General features: G+C 56.3%; 15 protein-coding genes. 9 read left to right on the top strand and 6 right to left on the bottom strand.

Features of this window, described 5'->3' with window-relative positions; translation table 11 throughout:
• Positions 1-69 precede the first annotated feature (69 nt).
• Both CBB91_RS01305 and CBB91_RS01300 read left to right on the top strand, forming a co-directional pair.
• Positions 70-1,485 carry an amidohydrolase family protein gene (locus tag CBB91_RS01305; RefSeq protein ID WP_273011297.1) on the top strand — a complete coding sequence of 472 codons (1,416 nt, stop codon included), beginning with the start codon at positions 70-72 and terminating at the stop codon, positions 1,483-1,485.
• Between the two features lie 331 nt (positions 1,486-1,816).
• Positions 1,817-4,588, top strand: coding sequence for a bifunctional aconitate hydratase 2/2-methylisocitrate dehydratase (locus CBB91_RS01300; RefSeq protein ID WP_035554652.1), 2,772 nt, complete (start codon positions 1,817-1,819; stop codon positions 4,586-4,588).
• A gap of 134 nt (positions 4,589-4,722) precedes the next feature.
• Here the strand turns inward: CBB91_RS01300 and CBB91_RS01295 are convergent, their stop codons facing one another.
• The 3 genes from CBB91_RS01295 to CBB91_RS01285 all read right to left on the bottom strand — a co-directional run bounded on the left by CBB91_RS01295 (position 4,723) and on the right by CBB91_RS01285 (position 9,687).
• A complete protein-coding gene (locus CBB91_RS01295; RefSeq protein ID WP_273011295.1) occupies positions 4,723-6,333 on the bottom strand; it encodes a sulfatase in 1,611 nt (536 codons plus the stop codon).
• Between the two features lie 21 nt (positions 6,334-6,354).
• Positions 6,355-8,598 carry a glycoside hydrolase family 3 C-terminal domain-containing protein gene (locus tag CBB91_RS01290; protein ID WP_273011293.1) on the bottom strand — a complete coding sequence of 748 codons (2,244 nt, stop codon included), beginning with the start codon at positions 8,596-8,598 and terminating at the stop codon, positions 6,355-6,357.
• Positions 8,599-8,751: 153 nt separating this feature from the next.
• The gene (locus CBB91_RS01285) at positions 8,752-9,687 is read right to left on the bottom strand and encodes a formylglycine-generating enzyme family protein (RefSeq protein WP_345906700.1); all 936 of its coding nucleotides are present in this window, start codon (positions 9,685-9,687) and stop codon (positions 8,752-8,754) included.
• Between the two features lie 188 nt (positions 9,688-9,875).
• Here CBB91_RS01285 and CBB91_RS01280 point away from each other — a divergent pair, with 188 nt between their 5' ends.
• The 3 genes from CBB91_RS01280 (at position 9,876) to CBB91_RS01270 (ending at position 14,444) form a co-directional block, all read left to right on the top strand.
• Positions 9,876-10,532: a TetR/AcrR family transcriptional regulator gene (locus CBB91_RS01280; RefSeq protein ID WP_273011288.1), complete on the top strand. Its 657-nt coding sequence runs from the start codon at positions 9,876-9,878 to the stop codon at positions 10,530-10,532.
• A 128-nt stretch (positions 10,533-10,660) separates the two neighbouring features.
• On the top strand, positions 10,661-12,946 hold the full coding sequence (locus tag CBB91_RS01275; RefSeq protein ID WP_273011286.1) for a TonB-dependent receptor: 2,286 nt from the start codon (positions 10,661-10,663) through the stop codon (positions 12,944-12,946).
• A 112-nt stretch (positions 12,947-13,058) separates the two neighbouring features.
• Positions 13,059-14,444, top strand: a complete 1,386-nt coding sequence (locus tag CBB91_RS01270; protein WP_345906697.1) for a sulfatase — start codon at positions 13,059-13,061, stop codon at positions 14,442-14,444.
• Positions 14,445-14,507: 63 nt separating this feature from the next.
• On the opposite strand, the gene CBB91_RS01265 is transcribed toward CBB91_RS01270, so the two are convergent.
• The gene (locus CBB91_RS01265) at positions 14,508-16,040 is read right to left on the bottom strand and encodes an alkaline phosphatase D family protein (protein WP_273011280.1); all 1,533 of its coding nucleotides are present in this window, start codon (positions 16,038-16,040) and stop codon (positions 14,508-14,510) included.
• A 127-nt stretch (positions 16,041-16,167) separates the two neighbouring features.
• The gene (locus CBB91_RS01260) at positions 16,168-18,789 is read right to left on the bottom strand and encodes a TonB-dependent receptor plug domain-containing protein (protein ID WP_273011277.1); all 2,622 of its coding nucleotides are present in this window, start codon (positions 18,787-18,789) and stop codon (positions 16,168-16,170) included.
• A 259-nt stretch (positions 18,790-19,048) separates the two neighbouring features.
• Between CBB91_RS01260 and CBB91_RS01255 the strand changes: the two genes are divergently transcribed.
• Positions 19,049-19,825, top strand: a complete 777-nt coding sequence (locus tag CBB91_RS01255) for an HAD family hydrolase (protein WP_273011275.1) — start codon at positions 19,049-19,051, stop codon at positions 19,823-19,825.
• Here CBB91_RS01255 and CBB91_RS01250 read toward each other — a convergent pair.
• A complete protein-coding gene (locus CBB91_RS01250; RefSeq protein WP_345906696.1) occupies positions 19,822-20,724 on the bottom strand; it encodes a MurR/RpiR family transcriptional regulator in 903 nt (300 codons plus the stop codon). The genes CBB91_RS01255 and CBB91_RS01250 overlap by 4 nt on opposite strands.
• Before the next feature lie 163 nt (positions 20,725-20,887).
• Between CBB91_RS01250 and CBB91_RS01245 the strand changes: the two genes are divergently transcribed.
• The 3 genes from CBB91_RS01245 (at position 20,888) to phnE (ending at position 23,638) form a co-directional block, all read left to right on the top strand.
• The gene (locus CBB91_RS01245; RefSeq protein WP_273011269.1) at positions 20,888-21,823 is read left to right on the top strand and encodes a phosphate/phosphite/phosphonate ABC transporter substrate-binding protein; all 936 of its coding nucleotides are present in this window, start codon (positions 20,888-20,890) and stop codon (positions 21,821-21,823) included.
• Positions 21,824-21,850: 27 nt separating this feature from the next.
• Positions 21,851-22,624: a phosphonate ABC transporter ATP-binding protein gene (locus CBB91_RS01240; RefSeq protein ID WP_273011266.1), complete on the top strand. Its 774-nt coding sequence runs from the start codon at positions 21,851-21,853 to the stop codon at positions 22,622-22,624.
• On the top strand, positions 22,625-23,638 hold the full coding sequence (gene phnE / locus CBB91_RS01235) for a phosphonate ABC transporter, permease protein PhnE (RefSeq protein ID WP_273011263.1): 1,014 nt from the start codon (positions 22,625-22,627) through the stop codon (positions 23,636-23,638).
• Positions 23,639-23,768 lie beyond the last annotated feature (130 nt).

Below are 23,768 nucleotides of genomic sequence, written 5' to 3'. Positions count from 1 at the left end.
TTGCAGCGCCTCAAACGCGTTTAACATCGGTCGCAAGAGAACCAGCTCCTCGAACGGTCGGAGAACGCGATGGATACCAATCAGCCAAACTCGCCTGCATCTGCTGACTTGATCATCAAGCATGTCTGGATTGTCACCATGGATGAGGAACGGCGCATCTTTCGTGACGGCGCCATCGCGGTGAAAGGCGACAGGATCACCGGCGTTGGACCATCTCCGGATATTCTCCAGAACTTCCGCGCCGACACGGTCATCGACGGCACGGACAAATTTGTGATCACGCCGGGCCTTGTGAATGGCCATGTGCATGTTACGGGCGAGCCCATTACGCGCGGCCTGGTTCCCGACAATACCGATTGGCAGGAAAACGTATTTGGTTGGCTTATCCCAACCTATCTCTCCCAAACGCCGCAGGACGAACAACTCTCAGCCAAACTCGCGGCGCTGGAAATGCTCCGCACCGGCACAACCTGCTTCGTCGAGGCCGGCACAATTCTCGATCTTGACGCCACGGTGCAAGCGTTGAACGAAACTGGCATCCGCGGCAGGCTTGGGCAGTGGCTGCAGGATCGCGCGTTCGATCCAAATGATGACCAGTCCGAACTCACAAAAACCGCCGTCGCCAAGATGGTGGCCCAGCAAGACCGATACCCTGCCACTGAAGACACACTTCTGGCCGCAGCGCCGTGTCTGGTCGGGCACAATACGGCAACTGATGAATTATGGCGCGAAGCGACCCATCTCGCCCAAGATGCACATGTTGGTGTCACAGCCCATATGAGCGCCGACCCGGCTGATCCGAACTATTATCTGGAAACTGCCGGTGCGCGCGCAATTGAACACCTCGCCAATTTGGACGCACTGGGCCCACACCTGTCCCTCACACATGCCGTTCATCTGGATGCGCACGAAGTGGACCTGCTGGCCCAAACGGAAACAAGCGTCACACATTGCCCGATGACAGCGATGAAAGGCGGATATGGCGCGACGGCAACTGGCCTGTTCCCCGAGATGTCAGAAAAGGGCGTCAACATTCTGCTTGGCACGGATGGCGCCAATAACGGCAACTCGTCCGACTTGATGCGGGCGATGTTCTGCTCCGCGGGCATCTTCAAGGACAGTCGCCGAAATCCGAACCTTTTCCCTGCCACCCAAATTCTGGAAATGGCGACCATTAACGGTGCCAAAGCCGCCCAGATGTCTGACCAGATTGGCTCGCTGGAAGTAGGCAAGAAAGCAGATTTTGTTCTTCACNACCGCAAGCGACCAGAATGGAGCCCGCTCATTGATCCGGTGAACCAACTTGTCTACGCCGCTGATGGGCGAGGCGTTCATAGTGTNTGGNTAAACGGCGTTCGNGTAATCGACAATTACCGATCCACNCTGATNGACGAAGANAAACTCTATTCCGAGATCCAGCAGGCAAGCGACACTCTGGTCGCGCGTCTCGACAGGAAGAGCACACCCGCCTGGCCAGTCATCTGAGCGTCACGCGGCGTGGTCAAGTCAGCTAGATTTCTCTTCCCCTGCGTCTCTCGCCGTACTCAAAGGCCGTCAATTTCCACCAATCCCTGATCGTTCGGAGACGAACGAATAGCGCGCGGCGCTTGGATCAAGGGATTCATTCAAAAACGGCGCCAAAAGTACAGCCGTTTGAGAACGCCTCTCAAAGGAGAGCCGATGCTCAGCAGGAAATGTCTTGCAAGGGAAAACTGACTAAAATAGTACATCTTCACAAAAGCGAAGAACCGGCCGGCTATGATACTGCTTGAGCCAGTATTCTAGCTGAAATCAATAACATAGCGCCGGGAAAAATATGAATATCTACACAACTTACCTTGATGAAATCGAAACCCGGAAAATTCAGGGTCTGCATCCAAAACCTATCGAAGACGCCGAGCTCGTAGATGCACTTGTTGCTCAGATCCTTGATCCCGCTCACGAACATCGCGCCGACTCCCTGAACTTCTTCATCTACAACGTGCTCCCCGGCACAACCAGCGCGGCGGGCGCCAAATCCCGGTTCCTGAAAGAAATCATCCTTGGGACCCATAAGGTTGAAGAGATTTCACCAGAATTCGCCTTCGAATTGCTCTCGCACATGAAGGGCGGCCCCTCAATTGAGGTGCTTATTGATCTGGCGCTGGGCGACGATCAGGCGATCGCACGCGCGGCAGCGGACGTCCTCAAATCCCAGGTCTTCCTGTACGAAGCAGACACAGACCGCCTTGAAGCCGCCCACAAGAGTGGCAACGCCCTGGCGACCGAAATTCTTGAAAGCTATGCCAAGGCTGAGTTTTTCACGAACCTTCCTGACATCGAAGAAGAAATCAAAGTCGTCACCTTCATCGTCGCCGTAGGCGATGTCTCGACTGACCTGCTCTCGCCGGGCGCGGATGCCCACTCCCGTTCTGACCGCGAACTGCATGGCCAGTGCATGTTCGAGCACAACAAGGAACAGCAAGCCGCCCTCAAAGAGCTTCAGGCTCAGCACCCCGACAAGCGCGTCATGTTGGTCGCCGAAAAAGGCACGATGGGCGTTGGTTCGTCCCGCATGTCCGGCGTCAACAATGTGGCGCTCTGGACAGGCAAGCAAGCCAGCCCCTACGTTCCATTCATCAATATCGCGCCAGTTGTCGGCGGCACGAACGGTATTTCCCCGATTTTCTACACGACTGTTGGCGTGACCGGCGGCATCGGTGTGGACCTGCAGAACTGGGCCAAGAAGCTGAACCACAATGGTGGGCCGGTTCTGGATGAAGATGGCGAACCTGTTCTCGAACAGCTCTATTCCGTCGACAATGGCACAGTCCTGACGATCAACACGAAAACCAAGAAACTCTACAATGAAGACGGCAGCAAAGAGCTCGTCGACATTTCGAACGCTCTGACGCCACAGAAAGTGGAGTTCATGAAAGCAGGCGGCTCTTATGCCGTGGTTTTCGGGAAGAAGCTTCAAACGACTGCCGCTGAAATCCTCGGCGTTGAAGCCCCGGCCGTCTATGCGGAATCCAAAGAGATCCATCACGAGGGGCAAGGCCTCACCGCCGTCGAAAAGATCTTCAACCGGAACGCGGTCGGTGTCGCGCCCGGTAAGGTTCTTCACGCGGGGTCAGACGTTCGCGTCAAGGTGAACATCGTCGGCTCACAGGATACGACAGGCCTGATGACGGCCCAGGAACTAGAAATGATGGCCGCGACGGTGATCTCACCAAGCGTGGATGGCGCATATCAGTCCGGCTGTCACACAGCATCCGTATGGGATCAGAAAGCTCGTCAGAACATCCCGAAACTGATGAGCTTCATGAACAAGTTCGGCCTCATCACCGCGCGTGATCCAAAGGGCGTCTACCCCGCCATGACGGACGTGATCCACAAGGTTCTGAACGATATCACGGTTGATGATCGTGCGGTCATCATCGGCGGCGATTCCCATACCCGCATGTCCAAGGGCGTTGCCTTCGGCGCTGACTCCGGAACGGTCGCACTCGCGCTCGCAACGGGTGAAGCGACCATGCCGATCCCGCAATCGGTCAAGGTGACGTTCAAGGGCACGCTGAAGGACCATATGGATTTCCGTGACGTGGTGCATGCCACGCAGGCGCAGATGCTCGACCACTTCAATGGCGAGAACGTGTTCCAGGGGCGCATCATCGAGGTGCATATCGGCACCCTACTGTCCGATCAGGCATTCACGTTCACTGACTGGACTGCCGAAATGAAGGCCAAGGCGTCGATCTGTATTTCCGAGCCGGACACGCTTGTGGAATCTTTGGAGATCGCGAAACACCGTATCCAGATCATGATCGACAAGGGCATGGACAATGACAAGAAGGTCCTTCAGGGCCTGATCGATCTGGCCGAAGCTCGGATTGCCGGGATCAAGTCCGGCGAAACCCCACCACTGGTTCCAGACGAAAATGCGAAATACTTCGCTGAGTTCGTTGTAGACCTCGACGCCATCAACGAGCCAATGATTGCGGACCCGGACGTCAACAATGAGGACGTGTCCAAGCGCTACACTCACGACACCATTCGTCCGGTCTCATACTATGGTGGAAACCGCAAAGTGGACCTCGGATTCGTCGGCTCCTGTATGGTGCACAAGGGTGACATGAAGATCCTCGCCCAGATGCTGCGCAATATCGAAAAGCAGAACGGCTCGGTTGAGTTCAACGCGCCACTCGTTGTTGCTCCGCCAACCTACAACATCGTTGATGAACTCAAGGAAGAAGGCGACTGGGAGGTTCTGGAGCGGTATTCCGGCTTCGTGTTCGACGACGCCAACCCGAAAGACACCGCGCGCAAGAAATATGAGAACATTCTCTATCTCGAGCGCCCTGGGTGTAACCTCTGCATGGGTAACCAGGAAAAGGCCGAGCCGGGCGACACCGTCATGGCCACGTCCACACGCCTGTTCCAGGGACGTGTTGTGCGCGACTCCGACGAGAAAAAAGGTGAATCCCTGCTGGCTTCAACGCCCGTCGTTGTCCTCTCATCCATCCTCGGCCGTACGCCGACTATCGACGAGTACATCGCGGCCGTAGATGGCATCAACCTGACATCGTACGCGCCTCCGGTGCACTAGGCCACAAGACGAATGCAAGGAAGGGGGCGAAGGAAACTTCGCCCCCTTTTGCTTTTCCGAAAGCCGCTGCAATTCCCGCGGTCGCCAGCGCACAAGAACGTCGTTCACTGCTATCAGGTCAATTATGGTTGATCCTAGTTCGCTTCCAGCGCCTTGTTGATCCCCTTGAGCTTCGCTGCCTTGTCCACACTATCGGGCAAGACATGCTCCAACCGCTCGGGATCGCCCTGCCCCCGGACCCAGCGATCAGGAAACTCTGCCGCTTCCGGCCCCTTGTCAGAGCGGAATACTGCGCCCTGATTGAACTTGTAGGTAAACGGCACTTCGCCTTTGCCGTCACCTCGCTCTATCGCCGCGTGCAAACGCTGTTGCAAGTCCAGGCGCACCTCAAGGAACTCCGGTTCATTGATCAGATTGTTTGTTTCACCGGGATCATTCTCGAGATCATACAACGCGTCCGTATCCCAGACACCGTGAAGTCGAATGTATTTCCAACGCCCGTCCCGAATGGCGAACTGCGTTGGCGTATGCGGATAATTGAACTCCCAAAAGTATTCGTAGATCANTTCATCGTCCCAGCTCTCAACTTCCGACGTAAGAAGCGGAACGATGCTCTGGCCTTTCAGCGGCGCATCCGTTTGCGCGCCAGCAAGCTCNATCAGCGTGGGCGCGATATCCAGCATNGAAACCGATGCTGTCTCNGTAACGCCAGTCCGCACATTTCCCGGTCCCCAGACCAGCAGCGGAATACGCATGGATTCCTCGAACGCATTGCGTTTGTCGATCAAACCATGCTCACCAAACATGAACCCATTGTCTGACAGGAACACAATATAGGTGTTGTCGGCCTCACCGCTCTCCTCAACCCATTGGATCAGTTCGCCCAAACTCTCATCGACTGCCGTCAATGTTTCTAGATAATCGCGCTTGTAGTCCGTAAGGGAGAGTTGCGAATGGTAAGGATAGTCCACGCCATGCCAGCTGTTGCGCTGGTTCTGCACCCACATCGGCTCTGAGGTCATCTCCTCTTCGGAGGGCGTGACATCCACAATATTCATATCGGAATACATGCCGTCATGGCGTTCTGCTGGCTCGAAGAAAGCATGCACAGCCTTGTGGCTCAGATAGACCATGAACGGGTCTTCGTCGCCTTCCCGGCCATTGAGCCAGTCCAGCGCATAATCGGTGAGCTCGTCTGTGATGTAGCCTTTCTGATCGACATGTTCTCCATCGACATTGAGATATGGGACTTCTCCGAACATGCCACGTGGATAGTAATATCCCTGTCCCGGAAAGCTGACCCATCGGTCAAAACCGGGTCGCGGTGACGAATCCTCGCCGCCCATATGCCACTTGCCGAACAAGGCCGTGTCATAGCCCGCGCGCTGAAGCGCTTGCGGGAAGGTATCGAGTTCCGGGGCCAGGTCGGAATTATTGTCGACCACGCCATGCTCCCGCATCGGCCGCCCGGTCAGCAAAGCAGCCCGACTGGGCGAACAAAGCGATGTGGTTACGAAAGCATTTTGGAAATGAATGCCTTCTCGCGCCAGCCTGTCCATGTTCGGGGTGTTGAGATCAGGGTTCAGAATTCCCAGCGCGTCATAGCGCTGGTCATCTGTCAGCACCACAATGAAATTTGGACGCTTTGCAGGCAATTCCGTCTCAACCGCCTGCGCGTCACTATCAAGCGACGCGCAAGCAGCGAGACACGAGCCGGCAAGCAAGAATGAAATAAGCTTTCTCATAGCAAACCTCCAGATCGCAGTTTAGCGAATAGTCTTACCATCAGGTGCGATTTCAAAACCGCGCACATCCACAGACACTGGTGACAACAGGTCGCCGGCGTCATTGCCCAATGCGAACTCGTACACACCGGCTTCAACAACCCAGGCATCATTTTCCCATTCCGCCATCAGACGCGGATCAATGTCCAGAGCGACTTCGACTGCCTCGCCCGGCTCGAGATCTTTCTTGGCAAAGCCGACCAGTCGCTGACGTGTCGCACCATTAACGGCGGTGAGATAGAGCTGTGCGACGTCGGCTCCGGCAACATCACCCGTGTTGCTCAGGCTAAAGCTGGCGGTCAGTGCATGGGCTGGCCCGGAAATGTCGAGATCGCCCAACGCGAATTCAGAATAGCTGAGACCATATCCGAAGGGGAATAGTGGCGTCAGATTTTTCCGTGCAAACCAGCGATAGCCAATGTCGGACCCTTCGATATTGTAGTCAACATTCAGTTCTGCGCCGGGCTCTCCCCGACCAAACATGCTCAACGGCACAGTGTAGAGCCCGTCCAGTTCCGGACGCGGCAACTGCTCCGTAGACGCGGGGAATGTGACCGGCAAATGGCCCGATGGATTGACGTCGCCAAACAAAACGTTCGAGATTGCTTCCCCGCCTTTGGCGCCCGGATACCAGGCCTCAATAACGCCTGCCACGTCGTCAAGCCAAGGCATAAGAACCGGCCCGCCTGTTTCGAGCACGACAATCGTGTTTGGATTTGCGGCGGCAACTGCGGCGATCAGCTCATCCTGGTTGTTCGGCAGCGACAGAGTCGGAACATCGTATCCTTCCGTCTGGTATTGGGTGGCAAAAACAATGGCGACATCTGCAGACGCCGCAATAACGGCCGCGTCCTCAGGATAACGTCCATCCCGATAGGAGACTTTTGCATCCGGCAGCGCTTCCCGGATCGCCTTCAGAGGAGAGGCATGATTGTACTCTTCTCCCAGGAACGCTCCGAACGGCCCGCCTTCGATCGGCAAGAACGGAATCGTAGCAGAGGGACCTTCATCACTATGCACACGGGAGGAGCCACCACCCACAGGCGTTCCGGCGTCTGCCAGTCCACCGATCACCGCAACAGAAGACATTCCCTTCGACAGCGGAAGAGCCGAGTTTGCATTCTTCAACAGAACTATGGCTTCTTCCGCGGCAGCCAGAGCAACGGCTTCACTGGTATCGCGATCAACATCCTTGATGACAGGCGGGGATCGATCCAGCCCGTTGTCATAGATGGCATACAGGATATTGGTGGCCATCTCGCCAAGACGTTTCTTGTAGGCGGGGTCGGTCTTTGCGGCCTCCAGCAAAGGTTCTCCCATGAACAGACCCTCGTCGAGCGCCGCACCGGATTGCTGGTCGAGACCGGCGAGTGCAAAGTCCAACGCCTCAACCGCCCCCCAATCAGACATGACGAACCCTTTGTAATCCCAGTCTTCCCGCAAGACCTTGGTCAGCAGAAACTCACTACCGCAGCTCAGCGGGCCATTCAGGCGATTGTAAGCGCACATAAGTGATCCGGCACCGGATTCCTCGATTGCGATCTCGAATGCCAGCAAATCACTTTCGCGCAGCTCTCCCTCGTCGATTACGACATTCATGAAATGTCGCCCGGTCTCTTGGGGATTGATTGCATAATGCTTCAGTGTAGAAACAACATTCTGCGATTGAATACCCCGGACCGCTGCCGCGCCCAGCAGCGCGGAATGAAGGGGATCTTCGCCCATATACTCGAATGTGCGACCATTCCTCGGGTCACGCATCAGATTGATGCCTCCCGCGAGCAAGACATTGAACCCCTTCGCATGCGCCTCGCCGCCAATCATCTGGCCGCCTGTTTCAATCAAATCCGTATTCCACGTCGCTCCCTGGGCAATACCGGACGGTAATGCGGTGCCGCCACTGCCTCTTGAGCCGCCGAGCCAAGTCACGCCATGACTGGCATCAGTTTCGTACAAGGCTGGCACACCGAGGCGAGGGATACCTGGAATATAGCCCGCACCAGGTCGAGCTTCCTCTGGCGGCGGACTATCGAAGAATGGCATGGCGAGATGACCAAGTGTCAGCGTCACGCGCTCCTCATCCGTCATTTGCGCATTGATGTCTTCGGCCCGCTCCAATGCATCCGGGTTCAGGTTCGGTTTTTCAACCAGCTCGGCGCTGGCACAGCCTGCCACGAGGAACATGAATGAAGCGCTTGTCAGAAGCGTCTGTTTTGTTGGCGTCATATCGTTGCACAAACGGCAGCCTTCATCGTGAAAGCGGCCAGAATGCCTCCCTTTGGTTTACGTCATGGATTATTTTTCCAGTTGGTAAATTTTCACGCCGGTAAATTTCTGTCAAGCGCGTTTTGAGAAGTCCGCTACGAAATTTGGAAGACCCTACTCGCTTGGCGATGGATCGTCGTAAACGACACGGAACCCGATATGGTTCGTGCCAAGGCCGGTTTCCTGTGGGTGGCGCGCAGCAGGCCTGTAACGGCGGCAATAGTTTTCAGCACACAGAAAACTTCCCCCTTTGATCACACGGGACGGCACGCCGGGGTTCGCCGGGTCGCCGCTCGCATCTTTGGTCGGACCCTTGGGGTTTGAGTGTTCATCCCCATGCGCGGGCGCATACCAATCTGTAGTCCACTCCCAGACATTGCCGAGCATGTCGTAGAGGCCGTGGCCATTCGGCTCAAAACACCCCACGGGCGCGATTCCTTCAAAACCATCATCAGCGGTATTCATAACCGGAAAAATGCCCTGCCAGGTATTGGCCTGTTGTGGCGTGTCTGGAGAGTACGTATCATTTGCCCGCCCGCCAAGCGCTGCAAACTCCCACTCGGCTTCTGTCGGCAGGCGCCCACCCGCCCATTTGGCGAACGCCGCGGCATCTTCGAATGCGACCTGGGTGACTGGAATATCCGTGTCGGCCTGGTTGGCATCTGGCCCTTGCGGCTGGCGCCAGCTGGCCGATGGCACCCAGGCCCACCAATTCGCATGCCCCACCATCTTTCCGGGATCGGAAACGAATACGGCCCCGCCGGGTTCCGACACCTTCATCGGCTCGCCTGACGGTGTCTCACCATCATAGTATGGCCGCTCCGCAACGGTTACATACCCCGTTGCATCCACAAATTCCTGGAACTCGCCCGTCGTCACTTCTGTCGAGTCAATCCAGAAACCATCCACATAGACCGCCCGTGCGCGGCCTTCTTCACGATAGGTGTTGTTGCTGCCCATCACGAAGCTCCCGCCGTCGATCCAGACCCTGGATTGCGTCGGCTGACACGATGTAGGCGACGACTCAGCGCTGGCCGCCGGGCCGAACACGCTGCTCTGCACGGAAACGAAAACGCCCAACCCGACCAATGCGCACACCGCAGTGGTCCGGCCGCGCGCGAGGCGACCAATACGCGGACGCCGACGATTCTCATGAAGCTGATGACTGGACATGCAGGCTTACTACCCTGATAAACTACCAATTGGAAGAATATCCCGTCTCGAACTCAGGAAATCCCATGCCAAAGACACGTGATAAAGTAAGGGAGCCTCAACAGGAACGCTCTTTCGAGACGCGCGCCAACATCCTTGATGCCGCCCTGAAAGTCTTCGCTGCTGAGGGCTTTAGCGCGGCCAAGATCAGAGACATCGCGGAACTGGCCGGCACCACCCACCCCATGATCACCTATCATTTCGGCGGCAAGGACAAACTCTGGCGAGCCGCCGTCGAGAACATGTTTCATAGGCTGGATCAGGAAGCCTTCACCTTTGAAGAGCCGGAACCGGAAGATCCTGTCCTCCGGTTCAAGATCATGATTGCCCGCTATGTCAGATACTGCGCCCGCCACCCGGAGCACGCGCGTATCACGATCGCAGAAACTGTTCGCGGCGGAGAACGCCTGAAATGGATGGTGAAGAATTTCGTGGAAACGGGGCACGGCAATTTCGTACCCCTGTGCCAGAGCATGATGGATCGGGGCGTCATCCCCCACATGTCCGTCACATCGTTTCTCTACTCACTCGTTGGCATGTCACAACTCGCCTTCGTCCTCGCGCCCGAAGCCAAACTGGCCTTCAAAGTCGACATGAAGAGCGAGGAGATGATCGCAAACCAGACGGAAGCCGTCTTCCAGATGATCTTCCGTGAGTCCGCCGCGGATTATCTGAACGCATAGTTTTCGAGACACGCCTCACAACAAAACTTACCCTTTGGAAAGTTTTCTGTTGACTTTGGTGCGCGCCCACTGAATTTTACCGATTGGAAGAATTCGGCCATCAGCGCTGCTCCAGGGAGGATAAAGGAATGTCCAGAATTACCACCACACTTATGTCTTGCGTTAGCGTCGCCAGCTTGATCAGCATTGGCGCAATCACGTCTGTCGCCCATGCTCAGGATGCGGGCGCAGAGTCGGAGCGCAAATTGTCAACGGTCACTGTCACGGCGACAAAGAGAGAGCAGACCTTGCAGGAAGTTCCTGTCGCTGTCTCCGTCCTCTCGGATGAAGTCCTGAATTCTACAGGAACGGGATCCGTCGAAGCGCTGACCGACCTGACCCCCAGCCTCACCTTCAACAAAGGTAGCAACGAAACCAACAGCTCGCTGAGCATTCGCGGTGTTGGGACATCGGTTTTCTCTGCTGCGGTTGAACCCTCCGTTTCGGTTGTGGTGGACGAAGTCGTCATGGCACGCGCCGGCCAGGGCTTTCAGGATCTGATCGACGTTCAGCGCGTTGAAGTTCTGCGCGGCCCACAAAGCACATTGTTCGGGAAGAACGCGTCCGCGGGTGTTGTGTCGGTTACGACTCGTGGCCCTTCTGACACGCTGACTGGTGCTTTTGATACAGAGATCGCAGAAGAGGATACATCCTATGCCGTCCGCGGAACGGTATCCGGCCCCATCTCCGACACTGTCGGATTCCGCCTTTCCGGATTCACGAAAGAATACGCCGGACACACACGAAATGTTGCGACAGGCGAGCGTCTGGATGGCTACGAATCCTGGGGCATTCGCGGAAAGCTGGAAGCGGAACCGACAGACAAATTGCTGCTGAGCTTCATCGCCGAATATCGGGAGCTGGAATCGACGCCCTCCTTGACGGTGCTCGGAAGCGAAGACCCCGCCTATATTGCCGCGATTGCCCCAGTTGTTCCCGGGGTCGAAAATACCGCCGTGAACATCAATGGCCGCAATTACAGCCTGTCTGAACAAAGCGGCATCTCGGCAAAAGTCGAGTATGATTTCGACAATGACTTCACGCTGACGTCCATCACCGCCTATCGTGAGTGGGATTTCGAGAATAATCTCGATGTTGATGGCTTGGCGCTGGAAGATCCGGAAGTTGGCAATTTGCTGACATTCGATCTCAATCGCGGGATTACCAATCTGGATCAGTTCAGCCAGGAGGTTCGCCTATCGTCACCTGTGATGGGCAAGGTGGACTTCATTGTCGGCGGATTTGCCTATTTCCTGAATGCAGACCGCTTTTTCGAGCGTCGCCTGGAGATCGCACTGCCATCCTTCAGCCTCGCTCAGTCCGCTGAATTCTTTGGAAACGTTGAAACACAGAACCTCGCTGTGTTCGCAAGCGGCAACTATTACTTCAACGATCAAACTTCTCTGTTTGGTGGCGTGCGCGTGCTCAACGAGGAAATTTCATGGGATGCCTTCCGTGATCCGGCCAACGTCCTTCAACCGGGAGACTTCCCATTTGGCGGGCCGCTCGGAACCTATGCTGACTTCAATGGAAGCATCGAAGATACCGCTGTCGTCGGAAACATCGGACTTCGCCATACGTTCTCAGAGCTTCTCAATGGCTATGTCAGCTATTCGCGGGGATACAAGGGCGGCGCCTATACAGTGGCCTTCGGTACTGTTCCCGACGCTGACCCGGTGAAACCGGAAGAATCCGATGCATTCGAAGCGGGCCTGAAATTTGTGTCTTCGGACGGAAATCTCAGCGCCAACTTTGCGGCCTTCCACACCGAGTACAAGAATTTCCAGGCGCAGGCCCAACGCCCGGGCGACATCACCTTTGAACTGACCAATGCGGGTGTCGTATCCACGCAAGGGCTTGAGGCTGAGTTTGCCGCGTCACCTACAGACCTGCTTGATCTGAATATCGGCCTGGCCTGGATCGACGCCAAGATTGACGAATTCCCCGGCGCGCCTTGCTATGCCGGACAGACCGCAGCACAGGGGTGTGTCGGCGGCGTTCAGGACGTGTCTGGCGGTGAACTTCCATACTCGCCAGACTTCCGGGTAACGTTCTATGGTCGCCACACCGTACCGTTCGAAAGCCTGCCTTTTGACGGTTATGTTCAGGCCAGCGGCTATTGGCAGGACGAAATGAATTTCGGTCTCAGCCAAGCCCCAATCGCCCAGGCAGACTCGCGCGCCATCATAAACGCGTCTATCGGCATCACCGACAAGTCTGGTCGGTATCAGGCATCCCTATTCGTCAACAACGTATTTGACGAGTTCTACGTAACCTCCATCACACCGTTCAATCTCTTCGGAAATGCAGTCTTCCAGACTGTTCCGAGAGACCATCAGCGCTATGCGGGCATCCGCTTCGGCGCGAATTTCTAGGGCAGCCATCCTCCCCCATATGCTGCTGTCCGGGAATAGCTGGTGCTGCCAAATTCGGCAGTGCCAGCTATGATCCGGAAAACGATGAGAGATAAAAAGGAAGAGACACGCCATGACCGCCAAAGCCTTTCTGGTTACCCTTGCCGCGGGGATGCTTGCCGGATGCGCAACTGCAGACACTGAAATGACAATGACTGCCCCTGAGGCCCAATCCCGTCCGAACATCATCGTGATAATGGCGGACGATCTCGGTTATGGAGACCTGTCTTCCTATGGGGCTGAATTGATAAAGACCCCCAATATTGATCGGCTTGCGACGGAAGGCGTGAAGATGACGTCCTTTTATGCAGGCGCCGCCGTTTGCACGCCGTCTCGCGCCGCCTTGATGACCGGCCGCTATCCGATTCGCACAGGTGCACAGCATGTTTTCCGCGCTCAGTTCGATGATGGCATGGAGCCAGGTGAAGTCACCTTGGCGGAAATGCTCGGCGAAGCTGGCTACGCAACAGGCATGGTTGGCAAGTGGCATCTAGGCCACCAATTGGAACACTGGCCAACCAATCAAGGCTTTGATGATTTCTATGGCGTTGCCTACTCGAACGACATGTTCCCCTTTGATCTTTTTGACGGGACAAAGCGTATCGAAAGCCCCGTGGATCAGACGACCCTGACTGCCAGGTATGCTGACGCAGCGGTCGATTTTATTGAGCAAAATGCGGATGAGCCGTTCTTTCTGTATTATGCAGAATCCTTTCCGCACATTCCCCTGTTCCACCCGCCGGCAAATGCCGGTCGGTCCGAGGCCGGAACTTATGGCGACGTTGTAGAGACGATTGATGATGCTGTTGGAGACATTCTCGATACGCTCGAACGTCTGGAGATTGAAGATAACACCCTGATCTTCTTCACCAGCGACAATGGCCCGTGGTTTGAAGGAAGCTCAGGAGATTTACGCGACCGGAAGGGAGGCACGTATCTGGGTGGTTTCCAGGTTCCCATGCTGGTTCGTTGGCCCGACAGACTGCCAGCGGGCTCGGAAACCAGCGAAATGGCGATGTCGATTGATCTCCTCCCGACGATCGCCACAGCGACTGGAGCAACCGCCCCAACGGACCGGACCATCGATGGACGCGACATCCTCCCCGTTCTCGAAGCCGGAGCAGCAACGCCTCATGATGTCTTGTTCTTCTTTGACGGCAACGACATTGTTGCTGCACGGAANGNAGATTATCGNCTCGTCGTGAAAGCGTTCTATCGGAACTATCCGGTAGAGTTTCGCAACAACCCNTATCTGAAATGGTTGGAGCCGCTGCTCTTTGANATGAAAATCGACCCNGCNGANCGCTATTCGATGGCGAGCCGAAACCCGGAGGTCGTGGCAGAACTCCTGGAGAAAATCACCGAGATGACAGAGGCCACGGCNGAGCTGCACAGGGANCCAAATCCCATGATGCCACCGCCCGGTGCGCTGCACGGCCCTCAATTCGGCGACGAATAAAGTAAGNTGAGGCTGGAATGATCGCGTTAGACGCTCACTCCAGCCTCAGCTCAATCATGCCCGTCACATATCGCTGGTGCGGATGTCGATATCCGTCGAAACCGGAGAGTCCGCACGCCCGGAATCTTCCACTACCCGGAACTCGCCGCGGCAATTGTCCTTCGTGAAGGTCGCGCGCAGATAGCCNNGCTGCTTCCCNTTCAGGTGCGCCACGTGCGGATTGGCGTCGCGCATGATTTCCATNTCACGGGCCCACGGGCAGTAGGACGAGATCGGCCCTCCGACCAGTTCGTGGCCAATGCGTTTTGAGGCCGTATCGAACGGGTCCTCGTGAATGGTGGACGCCATGGCCGTGTGCCAATCCCCGGTCAGGAACACGGGGTTGGACACATCATTGGCCAGAACCGAGTTCAACCGCTCCCGGGCTGCCGGGTATCCGTCCCAGGAATCGAGATTGGTCACGGCTCCCTCGGGTGGCGCATTGTAGCGATAGGACGTGTACCAGATCTGCGTNGCNATNACGTTGAATGGCGCATCGGACCGCTTCAGCTCTTGTGTCAGCCACGCCTCCTGAGTCTTGCCCAGCATGGTCCGGGACGGATCGAGCGCNTCCGCGCAATAGGGCTTGCGCCCGTCGCCACACGGCTGGTCTGACCGGAATTGCCGCGTGTCCAGCAAGTGAACCTGCGCCGGCCCGAACACGTACTTGCCATACATCTGCAAGGCCGGTTCCATGTTGCGCAGGATTGGCGGCTGCTCAATCGGCATNTGCTCATAATACGCCTTGAACGCCATGTANTTCCGGACCTGAAACTCCAGCGGCGTNTGCTTTTCCGGGTCCTGCGGAATCTGTGCCGCCCAGTTATTGTCGACCTCATGATCGTCCATCGCGACGATCCANGGCGCACAGGCATGGGCCGCCTGGAGATGCGGGTCTGACCGATAGAGCGCATAACGATTGCGATAATCCCACAGCGACGTGATCTCGTTGCCATCATGCTGGCGGACAATCTCGAACAGACGGCGCTCGCCNCCGCCGACATCGCGCATCTTCGCGCCAAGCGGACTGACGCCGCCTTCATANATATAGTCACCCGTATGAATCACACAGTCGGGCAACCAGTCNGCCATGTCGCGATAGGCCGCATAGCGACCCGTTTCATAGTGCTGGCAATAGGCCAGCGCGATCTTGGCAGACGCATCGTCGGGGCTTGAGGTGCGTGTACGGCCGACCGGGCTTTCCTCATCGCCATAATAGAACTGATAGAAGTATTCCCGACCCGGCTTCAGGCCTTCAATNCGCACATGCACCGAATGCCCCTTGGCATCAGATGTCTCTGCCACACCATCCTGCAACGTGTTTCGCATGGCTTCATCTGAGCACACACGNTAGCGCACTTGTGCGGAGCCAACCGGCATACCGCCCCCCTGCAGGGGCTCCGGGGCCAGGCGCGTCCAGAGGATGACGCTGTTGGGGCGCGGCGAACCGGATGCCACCCCCAATGTGAAATGAGGCTTGCCGCCTTGCGCGACCGCCATCTTGGGCAACCAGAGNGCAGCGCCAGACGACGCCAGAAACAGTCTACGGGAAAACATGGCACTTCCTTTCATCTGAGTTCGAAAAGGGGTGGTCACCGGCAGGGGACTATTTCGCCGGTGACCAGAACCATTCGATCGGGGNTGGACATGGACCCCGCCCTCGCGGGGTCCGGCCATCGAATGGTTAGAACGAATACTCGTACTGGATCCAGAAGGAACGCGGCTTACCATTCCATCCGTACTGGCGGTAATAAGCGCTGTCGTTCGGTCCGATTTCCCCACGCACGACCGCGCGATCACGGCTATAGCCAGATCCGCCTGANGCACGTTCGAAGTAATCTTCACCCAGAAGGTTCACGCCGCGGATCAGGAAGCGGTGCTGCTTCTCATCACCCATGAAGTACTGAACCGATCCGTTGAGGACAAAGTAATCACCGAAGTTCAGGTCTTCCACGACACGGTTGCCATCCTCGTCCACCATGCGGGCAAGGCTGGTTCCGGCATAAGCCCATTCCGGCCCCTGCCAGCGTGGGTTGAGTGACAAGATCCAGCGGTCGGTTGGTGTGTAGGAGACCAGACCAGACAATGTCCACTCCGGACGCTCGGACGACTGACGGAACTCAGCGCTCCCTGCCCGCCCCGGCACGACAAAGCCNAGATCGGTGGTTGTGCCGTCAAGGCGTGCCGAAACGCCGTAGACCGGGTTCGGCTCGAGCGATTCCATGTCAGTGAAGCTGAAATCTGCCTGCCACTTGTCGAAGTCGAAGGCGACATCCAGGGTGATGCCCTCAATGTCCTGCTGGCGGATCGTATTCACTGCAACCGTTTCACCCGGATCGCTCAGGCCCGCGGCTGCGGTTCCGCAGAACTCATCGGGCGCAACAATGTTGTTGCGGTTCCGCTCAATGGTCGCCGTATCGTTGATCAGATTGTTGAACAGCGGATTGGCGACATCATTGGCATACTCAAAACATACCGCGCCGACGGCCCGGCTGGAGAACAAATTCTTGATCTCCGTTTCGAAGTAACCGATCTCGACATTGTACGTGCCGCCAAAGATTTCGCCGTCGATACCTGCACCGATGTTGAATGCGTTGACTTCCTGCGGCTGCAGGCCCGGGTTGATGTTGGACCCGGCACCAAACGCCCCGATCTCGTCAATCTTGGGAAGGCTGTAGGATGTACCACCCGACCCGCGAGCATAAATGCCACGGCCGAAATCCTGACGCAGACCAACTTTCCAGACGGCCTGATCATCGAAATTGTCGTTGAAGTCCTGACGGGCCGCGAATGAGCCGCTGAAGCCGTCCAGTACCGGCATGGAGACACGCAGGTCACCATAGATGCCTGTGCTGGTCAGCGTCACATCACGAACACCGAAGGAGTCGTCGGAATTATCCGTGTAGCTGGTGTTCTGGATACCGGCCACGATTTCAAGGTACTCGTTCACNGTATAGGTCGCGCGNGCATTGATGCCGTANTCGACATANCCNGATTCNCGCTGGTCCGTGGTACCGAAGCCCTTTGTCAGGCCGCCATCGCCGAAGCCAGCCGTGGACTGGATGACGTATCCCATCGGCGCNCCAATCGGGAACGGGTTNTCATGGGTNCCATANGGCTGACCGTAGAATGGGCTGTCCGGNTCCTGATTGATGTAGAATGAGCTACCGCCATTCCAGTTATCATCCGATGCGCCACCTGCACTGCCGACAGGATTGGTGACACACCCGGCGGAGAGGCCAGGAATACCGGCAGCGAAGCTTTCAAACGCAGATGCTGTCGAGAAGCCTGNGATCCCTTGATCNGCGGCAAGCGTCTGAATGTCGGCCGGCAAGTCTTGCAGGCGCGGGATCTGACAGATTTGCGCGTCNATCTCGTTATTNTTCAGCTGNGGGTCCTGATAGTGGGCCTCAACATTCAGCTTCAGCTTGTCACTGAAGCGATGCTTGAACTCACCTGTATAGATCGGGAACTCNGTGAAGTTCGGCTGGAANACAGTGCTTTGCGGGAAGGAGTCCCGGAAATCGATCGTGGTGTAGGATGCGCCCAGCAGCAACTCGGTCTCTGGGGCGATGTCCCAGAGGTATTTGATGCCGAGGCTGTTGAAGCTGTAAGGGAATTCGTGGCGNCCGCCGAGTGCCAGCACNTTGTCGCTATAGGCGGACTCATCGAACAGTTCGTGCGCGTCGGTTTCGTAGGAACGCCCGTAAACCAGAACGGAATGCTTGCCATCCTTGTCTAGCGGGAAGGACATATTGCCGTAATACTCGCGCGTCTTGAACGAACCGGCATAGACACCGAACTCACCCTTCAGTGTGCCATCCGGACGCTTCGTCTTCACGCTGACGACACCAAGACCACCATTTGATCCGAAATACAGGCTGTTGCCGCCACGATAAACTTCAACACTTTCGATCATGCGCGGATCGATTGCCGTGGCTGGCCAAAGGTCTTCCAGTGGCGAAGAGCGATCAAAGAAAGGCGCGCCATCCACGAGGAGAAGCGTGTCGCGATCAGTACCGCCATCGATACGGATGGTAAATTCGCCTTCATCCGGCGAATAACCGATATTCGCTCCACGGATCAGGCCCGATGCAAGTTCACCGAAATTGGTGAAGCCGCCGGTCTCGATTTCGTCGGAGCTGATCAGCTGAACCTGCGTTCCGAACTCGGCAAAATCGACGGCGATATCGGATACGGAGGCATCAACGGCCTGACCTTCAACGCGGATGGTTTCAAGGCGGCGGGAGTTCTCCCCCGTCTCAGATTCTTGCGCCAGTGCAGCGGGAATCGCTGCCGTCGCCATCAGGGCACTCAACCCCACTCTCAAACTTCTGCTTGTCTCAATTCTCATCGCTGGTCTCTCTCATCTAACCCCAGGGACCGCCACCATCGGCGGGTTGTGGCCGGGCGCTGGTGGGCGCTCTCTGCCACGAGGCTGCTCTAGAGCCGCAACGCGACACTTACATGAAGATTAAGAAAACATTGTATGAATGATATTTACATCGTGATGGTTTTATAATTGAGGAAAACTCATCACAATCATGCCGTCACCGGAGTTGACTATGGCCTACGAGAATGCTGCCTCGCGCCTTCAGGAAATAATCAATATCAGCAAGACCACCGCCGGGTATCTCGTCGACTGGGACGGCTGNTGCGCNCTTGGCAACACGCTCACCCCGGAAGCAGCAGCCTTCCTCCGCGCTCATCAGGATCGCGTCGCCATCGTGTCCAACAACTCAACCTGCACGCAGGAAGACTTCCAGGAGATTCTGGAGCGCGACGAAATACGACTCCCGCGCGACAAAATACGACTTGCCGGCATCGAGGCGCTACATCGCGCGACACAATTCGACAAAGGCGACACTATGGTCCTCGGGGATCCACACATGCGCGGAGTCGCCAGGAAGCTCGGATTGGGCCTCACACAGGAAGACGCCAATGTCGTGGTCCTGTTGAGAGATCGGCGCTTTACTTACCGCCGGCTGGAGCGCGCGGTGAACGCGCTCGCGAAGGGCGCCCACCTCATCGTTGCCAATCCGGACCTGACTCACCCGGCTCAGGATGGCGGCCTGAAACCCGAAACCGGCTCACTTCTCGCGGCCATTCGCGCCTGTGTGGAACTGGACGCGACAAAAATCGACATCGTTGGCAAGCCCTCGCCGCTNATGTTTCACGAAGGTTGCCGCGCGCTCNGCCTGCCACCAGAGAAGGTCACCATGCTGGGGGACAATCCCGCGACCGACATCGCTGGCGCGAGGGCCCTTGGCATGCAGGCGATCCTCACCTCCGCCCGGTCACCGGATGTGTTCGAGGCATTGATGGGCGTCGATGCGCGCTAGAACCGCTTCAGCGACAACACGTCGAAGGTCTTGCGCAATGTGTCGGTCGCACGGTCATAATCAGCCAGTGCCAGCGCTGCGATCAGGGCATCCAGCACGCACAATTGCGCGATGCGGCTGGTCATGGCCTCGGTGCGGAACTTGGTTTCCCGCGCCATCGTGAACAGCTTCACATCTGCATATGCCTGCAATGGCGAGCTTGAGAAATTCGTCACNATNATCGTCTTCGCCCCCGCATCCTTCGCCAGGCGTGTCGCCGCCANNGTTTCATGCGTCGACCCCGAATGGGAGATGGTCAANACGGCCACNTCGGGACCGGTGCGGGATGCGCTGATCGCCTGAACATGNCTGTCCACCACGACGCGCGCGTCCAGGCCGATGCGCAACATGCGATACTGGGCATCCTCGGCAATCGGTGCGGAAGACCCTATTCCATAGATTTCGACCCNTTTCGCAGATCGTATGATGTCGACCGCCGCCGANACCGCATCCGCATCAAGGATCGACATCGTATCCTTCAACGCCTGCACGCCCGCATGAAACATCTTGCGGCAAACCGTGCCCGTATCATCGCCCGGCTGCAGGTCNTCATGAATGAACTGAACCGGCTGCACAACTTCCTGCGCCAGGCTCAGTTTCAACTGCTGAAACCCGGACAAATCCAGCTGACGACAGAAATTGATTACACTCCCATCACTCGCCCCCGTCGCCTCAGCAAGTTCGGTGACAGACATNCCGACCACTTTTCTAGGNTTTTCCAANACATAGTCAGCAATGGACCGCGTACTCGGACCCAGNGACGGATGCCTGACCCGGATACGAGTCATCACATTGTCCACTATCGCGACATCGGAACGCTTCTTAGGGGCCGATTTACGTTTTGTTTTGCTCTGCGCCATGCGCATTCCTCGAGATCGTTAGCGTTTGAGTTGAATACTACTCAAATTTTATCAAAGATATATGAATTCCGTAACACCAATGTCATGTCGGACTGCTACTCAATCCNACATCAACTTCGCGCGGTCTGAACGCGCCTCACCAAGCGAGAATTGGGTTATCGAGATGCGTAGTCTACCCGCNATCTTCACGCTCCTCTGTATTGTCTTCATACTGCCCGTCACAGCGCAAGCTGACCAAATTGGAAGTCACAAAAAGCCAATCCGAGTCATGCTGATCCCTGCCGATGGCGGGACCGAGGATGGGACAAAGGCAGATTTTCAGCCATTGTTCGACGCCATCACGCAGTCAAGCGGNTTGCAATTTCAAGTCAGTACGGGGCAAAGTTATGCCGCCGTGATTGAAGGAATGTGCGCCGGACTGACAGACATCGCCTGGTTTGGCCCCGCCTCCTACATCGAAGCGAGGGACCGCGGCTGCGCCGAGTTGCTCGCGGTCGAAGAGAGAAACGGTTCTTCGACCTATTTCGCGGGACTGTTCGTTTCAGCAGACTCGGATTTCGAACAAACAGCAGACCTCAAGGAACACTCCATCGCGCTCGGGTCCAGCCACTCGGCCAGCAGTTTTTCCTACCCGCTCGCNATGCTTCGNAAGGTCAATATTGATCCGCTCAGNGACTTGTCGAGCATTCGAATTACCGGAAGTCATACNAACAGCCTGCTAGCACTAAANAACGGACACGTAGACGCCGCAGGTGCNTCCTTCATTTCATTCGAGCGCGCGGTAAACCAGGGTGGCCTGGACGCGCGCGGCTTCAAGATACTTGCAAAGTCCGCNCCCATTCCAAATCCGCCGATCGCAATGCACACTCAACTTCCCAGCGACATCAAAATGAAACTCAAGCAGGCGATTGGCAATGTCCACACGAACAAAGATATCAATCCGGAAGCCATTCGCGGATATGGCGGCAAACGCGTGGACCGATATAACGTAGAGACGGGAGAAGCACTGTTCGATAGCGTCGTCGACGCCACGTCGTTTCTGAACGACGATTACATGGCGGCACTATTGCGCAAGGCCGATTCCGCAAAACGCGGCTAANCGCCTGTCTCCAAACCTGGAATTCAAATGACAGAACAAGTCACCCCGGCGCTCGCCCTCTCAGGTGTATTCAAATCGTACGAGACTGGCACCAATGTTCTCTCCNATTTCAATCTCGCCATCCAACCAGGATCTTTCTGCGTCCTGTTAGGGGCCTCGGGATCGGGAAAGTCTACGCTGCTAAAGTGTATTGCTGGCCTGACACCGCTGGATGCCGGAGATATTCGGCTGCACGGCACACCACTTTCACGAAAGCGCTTGCAAGACATGGGAATGGTGCACCAGGATTTTGGGCTGTCAGACCGTTTGACCGCTGCGCAAAATGTCATGTCGGGCACCGCCCCTTCGGTCAGTTGGTGGCGCGTCGCGCTTCAACTCTACTCTCGCACAACACAACAAAAAGCATGCGCTTTGTTGGAGCGCGTGGGACTTACCGAAGCGCATGCCAATCGTACCACGGACAAGCTATCTGGCGGTCAGAAGCAAAGAGTAGGTATCGCGCGTGCGCTCATCTCAGATCCACGTCTTATCTTGGCCGACGAACCGGTTGCGAGCCTTGACCCCAGATCCTCTGCCGAAGTCATGAGCTTGCTGAAGAATGCAGCAAATGAACGCGGCGCGTCCGTACTCTGCTCCCTGCACCAGATTGATCTCGCGCGAGCATATGCGGACCGCATCATTGGCCTCAAGCATGGACNCATTGTTTTCGACGGACCGCCGGACGCGCTCACACACGATACGATCCGTTCGATTTTCGACATCGAAGCCAGCGCACCTGAACGACAGCTGGAGATCGCCTAGATGTCGATGATGACCACAAGGACTTCCGTACCAGATTGGCGTCTCAGGCAACCTTTCGGATGGAAATCGGTTGTCGGCCTGCTCGCCATACTTTTTGTGGCCTGCCTTTCGGCAGAACGGGTTCAATTGGACCGTATGGCTATCGAGATAGGCAGTTTCTCGCTGGAGCTGGCAGGTCTTTCTGAAGGATCACAGATTGGTCGCGGCGTGGAAAGTGTGACGCGCGATATGTTTCCGATCGCCATATCGGAAAAAAGACCACTCGATCTGGTCGAAGATTTTGACGCGAACGCTCTCCCGTTTTGGGCCCGCATAGAGACAGAGTACGTAGAGACAACAACCCTTGATCCGGATACTCTTCAGATGAGCATCATCACTGAAGAGCAACGTTTTCTTGTCCAACCAATTGGATACCTCGTCTTTGTTCTGGGCAAAATGCTGGAAACAATCGAGATTGCCATATGGGCAAGCCTGATCGCCATTATATTTAGCCTTCCGCTCGCCTGGCTTGGATCATCGAACTACTCTCCCCACCCTCTCGTCTATGCATGCGCAAGAGGTTTTGTCTCGTTCCTTCGTTCGATACCTGAACTCATCAGTGCACTGTTTCTTGTNCTCGCNTTTGGCTTCGGCCCAATCGCCGGAATTCTGGCGCTAACNTTCCACAGTATTGGGTTCCTTGGAAAGTTCTACGCCGAGGACGTCGAGGCAGCGAATGTNAGCCCTCAGAACGCCATGAAGGCCGCCGGAGCGGGAACGTTCACAATTCTGAGAATCGCNGTGCTGCCNCANGTGTTGCCGAGCTATATCGGCNTGTCTCTCTACATACTCGACCGAAACATACGGATGGCTACAGTTATCGGCCTGGTGGGCGCGGGAGGGATCGGTCAAGAGCTCAAGGGCCGGTTCGATATGTTCCAATACGACCGAGTCGGAACGATTCTTCTTGTGATCTTTCTGACTGTCGTCGCGCTTGACATCATCTCGGCACGCTTCCGAAAACGCTTGGTCTAACTCCACGCCTGCCACCTCGCCTGACCTCGTTGAATAGGGCCTGGCACTTCACAAACAATGGGAACAATTCGCATGCTCTGTGTGATTTCATCGATCGAATGGCCCAATCGCGCAATTGCCGCCTTCCCCT

Origin of the sequence: Hyphomonas sp. TMED31 (genome assembly GCF_002172815.1) — a bacterium.
Lineage (GTDB): Bacteria > Pseudomonadota > Alphaproteobacteria > Caulobacterales > Hyphomonadaceae > Hyphomonas > Hyphomonas atlantica.
Note: the sequence above shows the minus strand (reverse complement) of the source record. Positions and strands in the feature narration are given on the sequence as shown.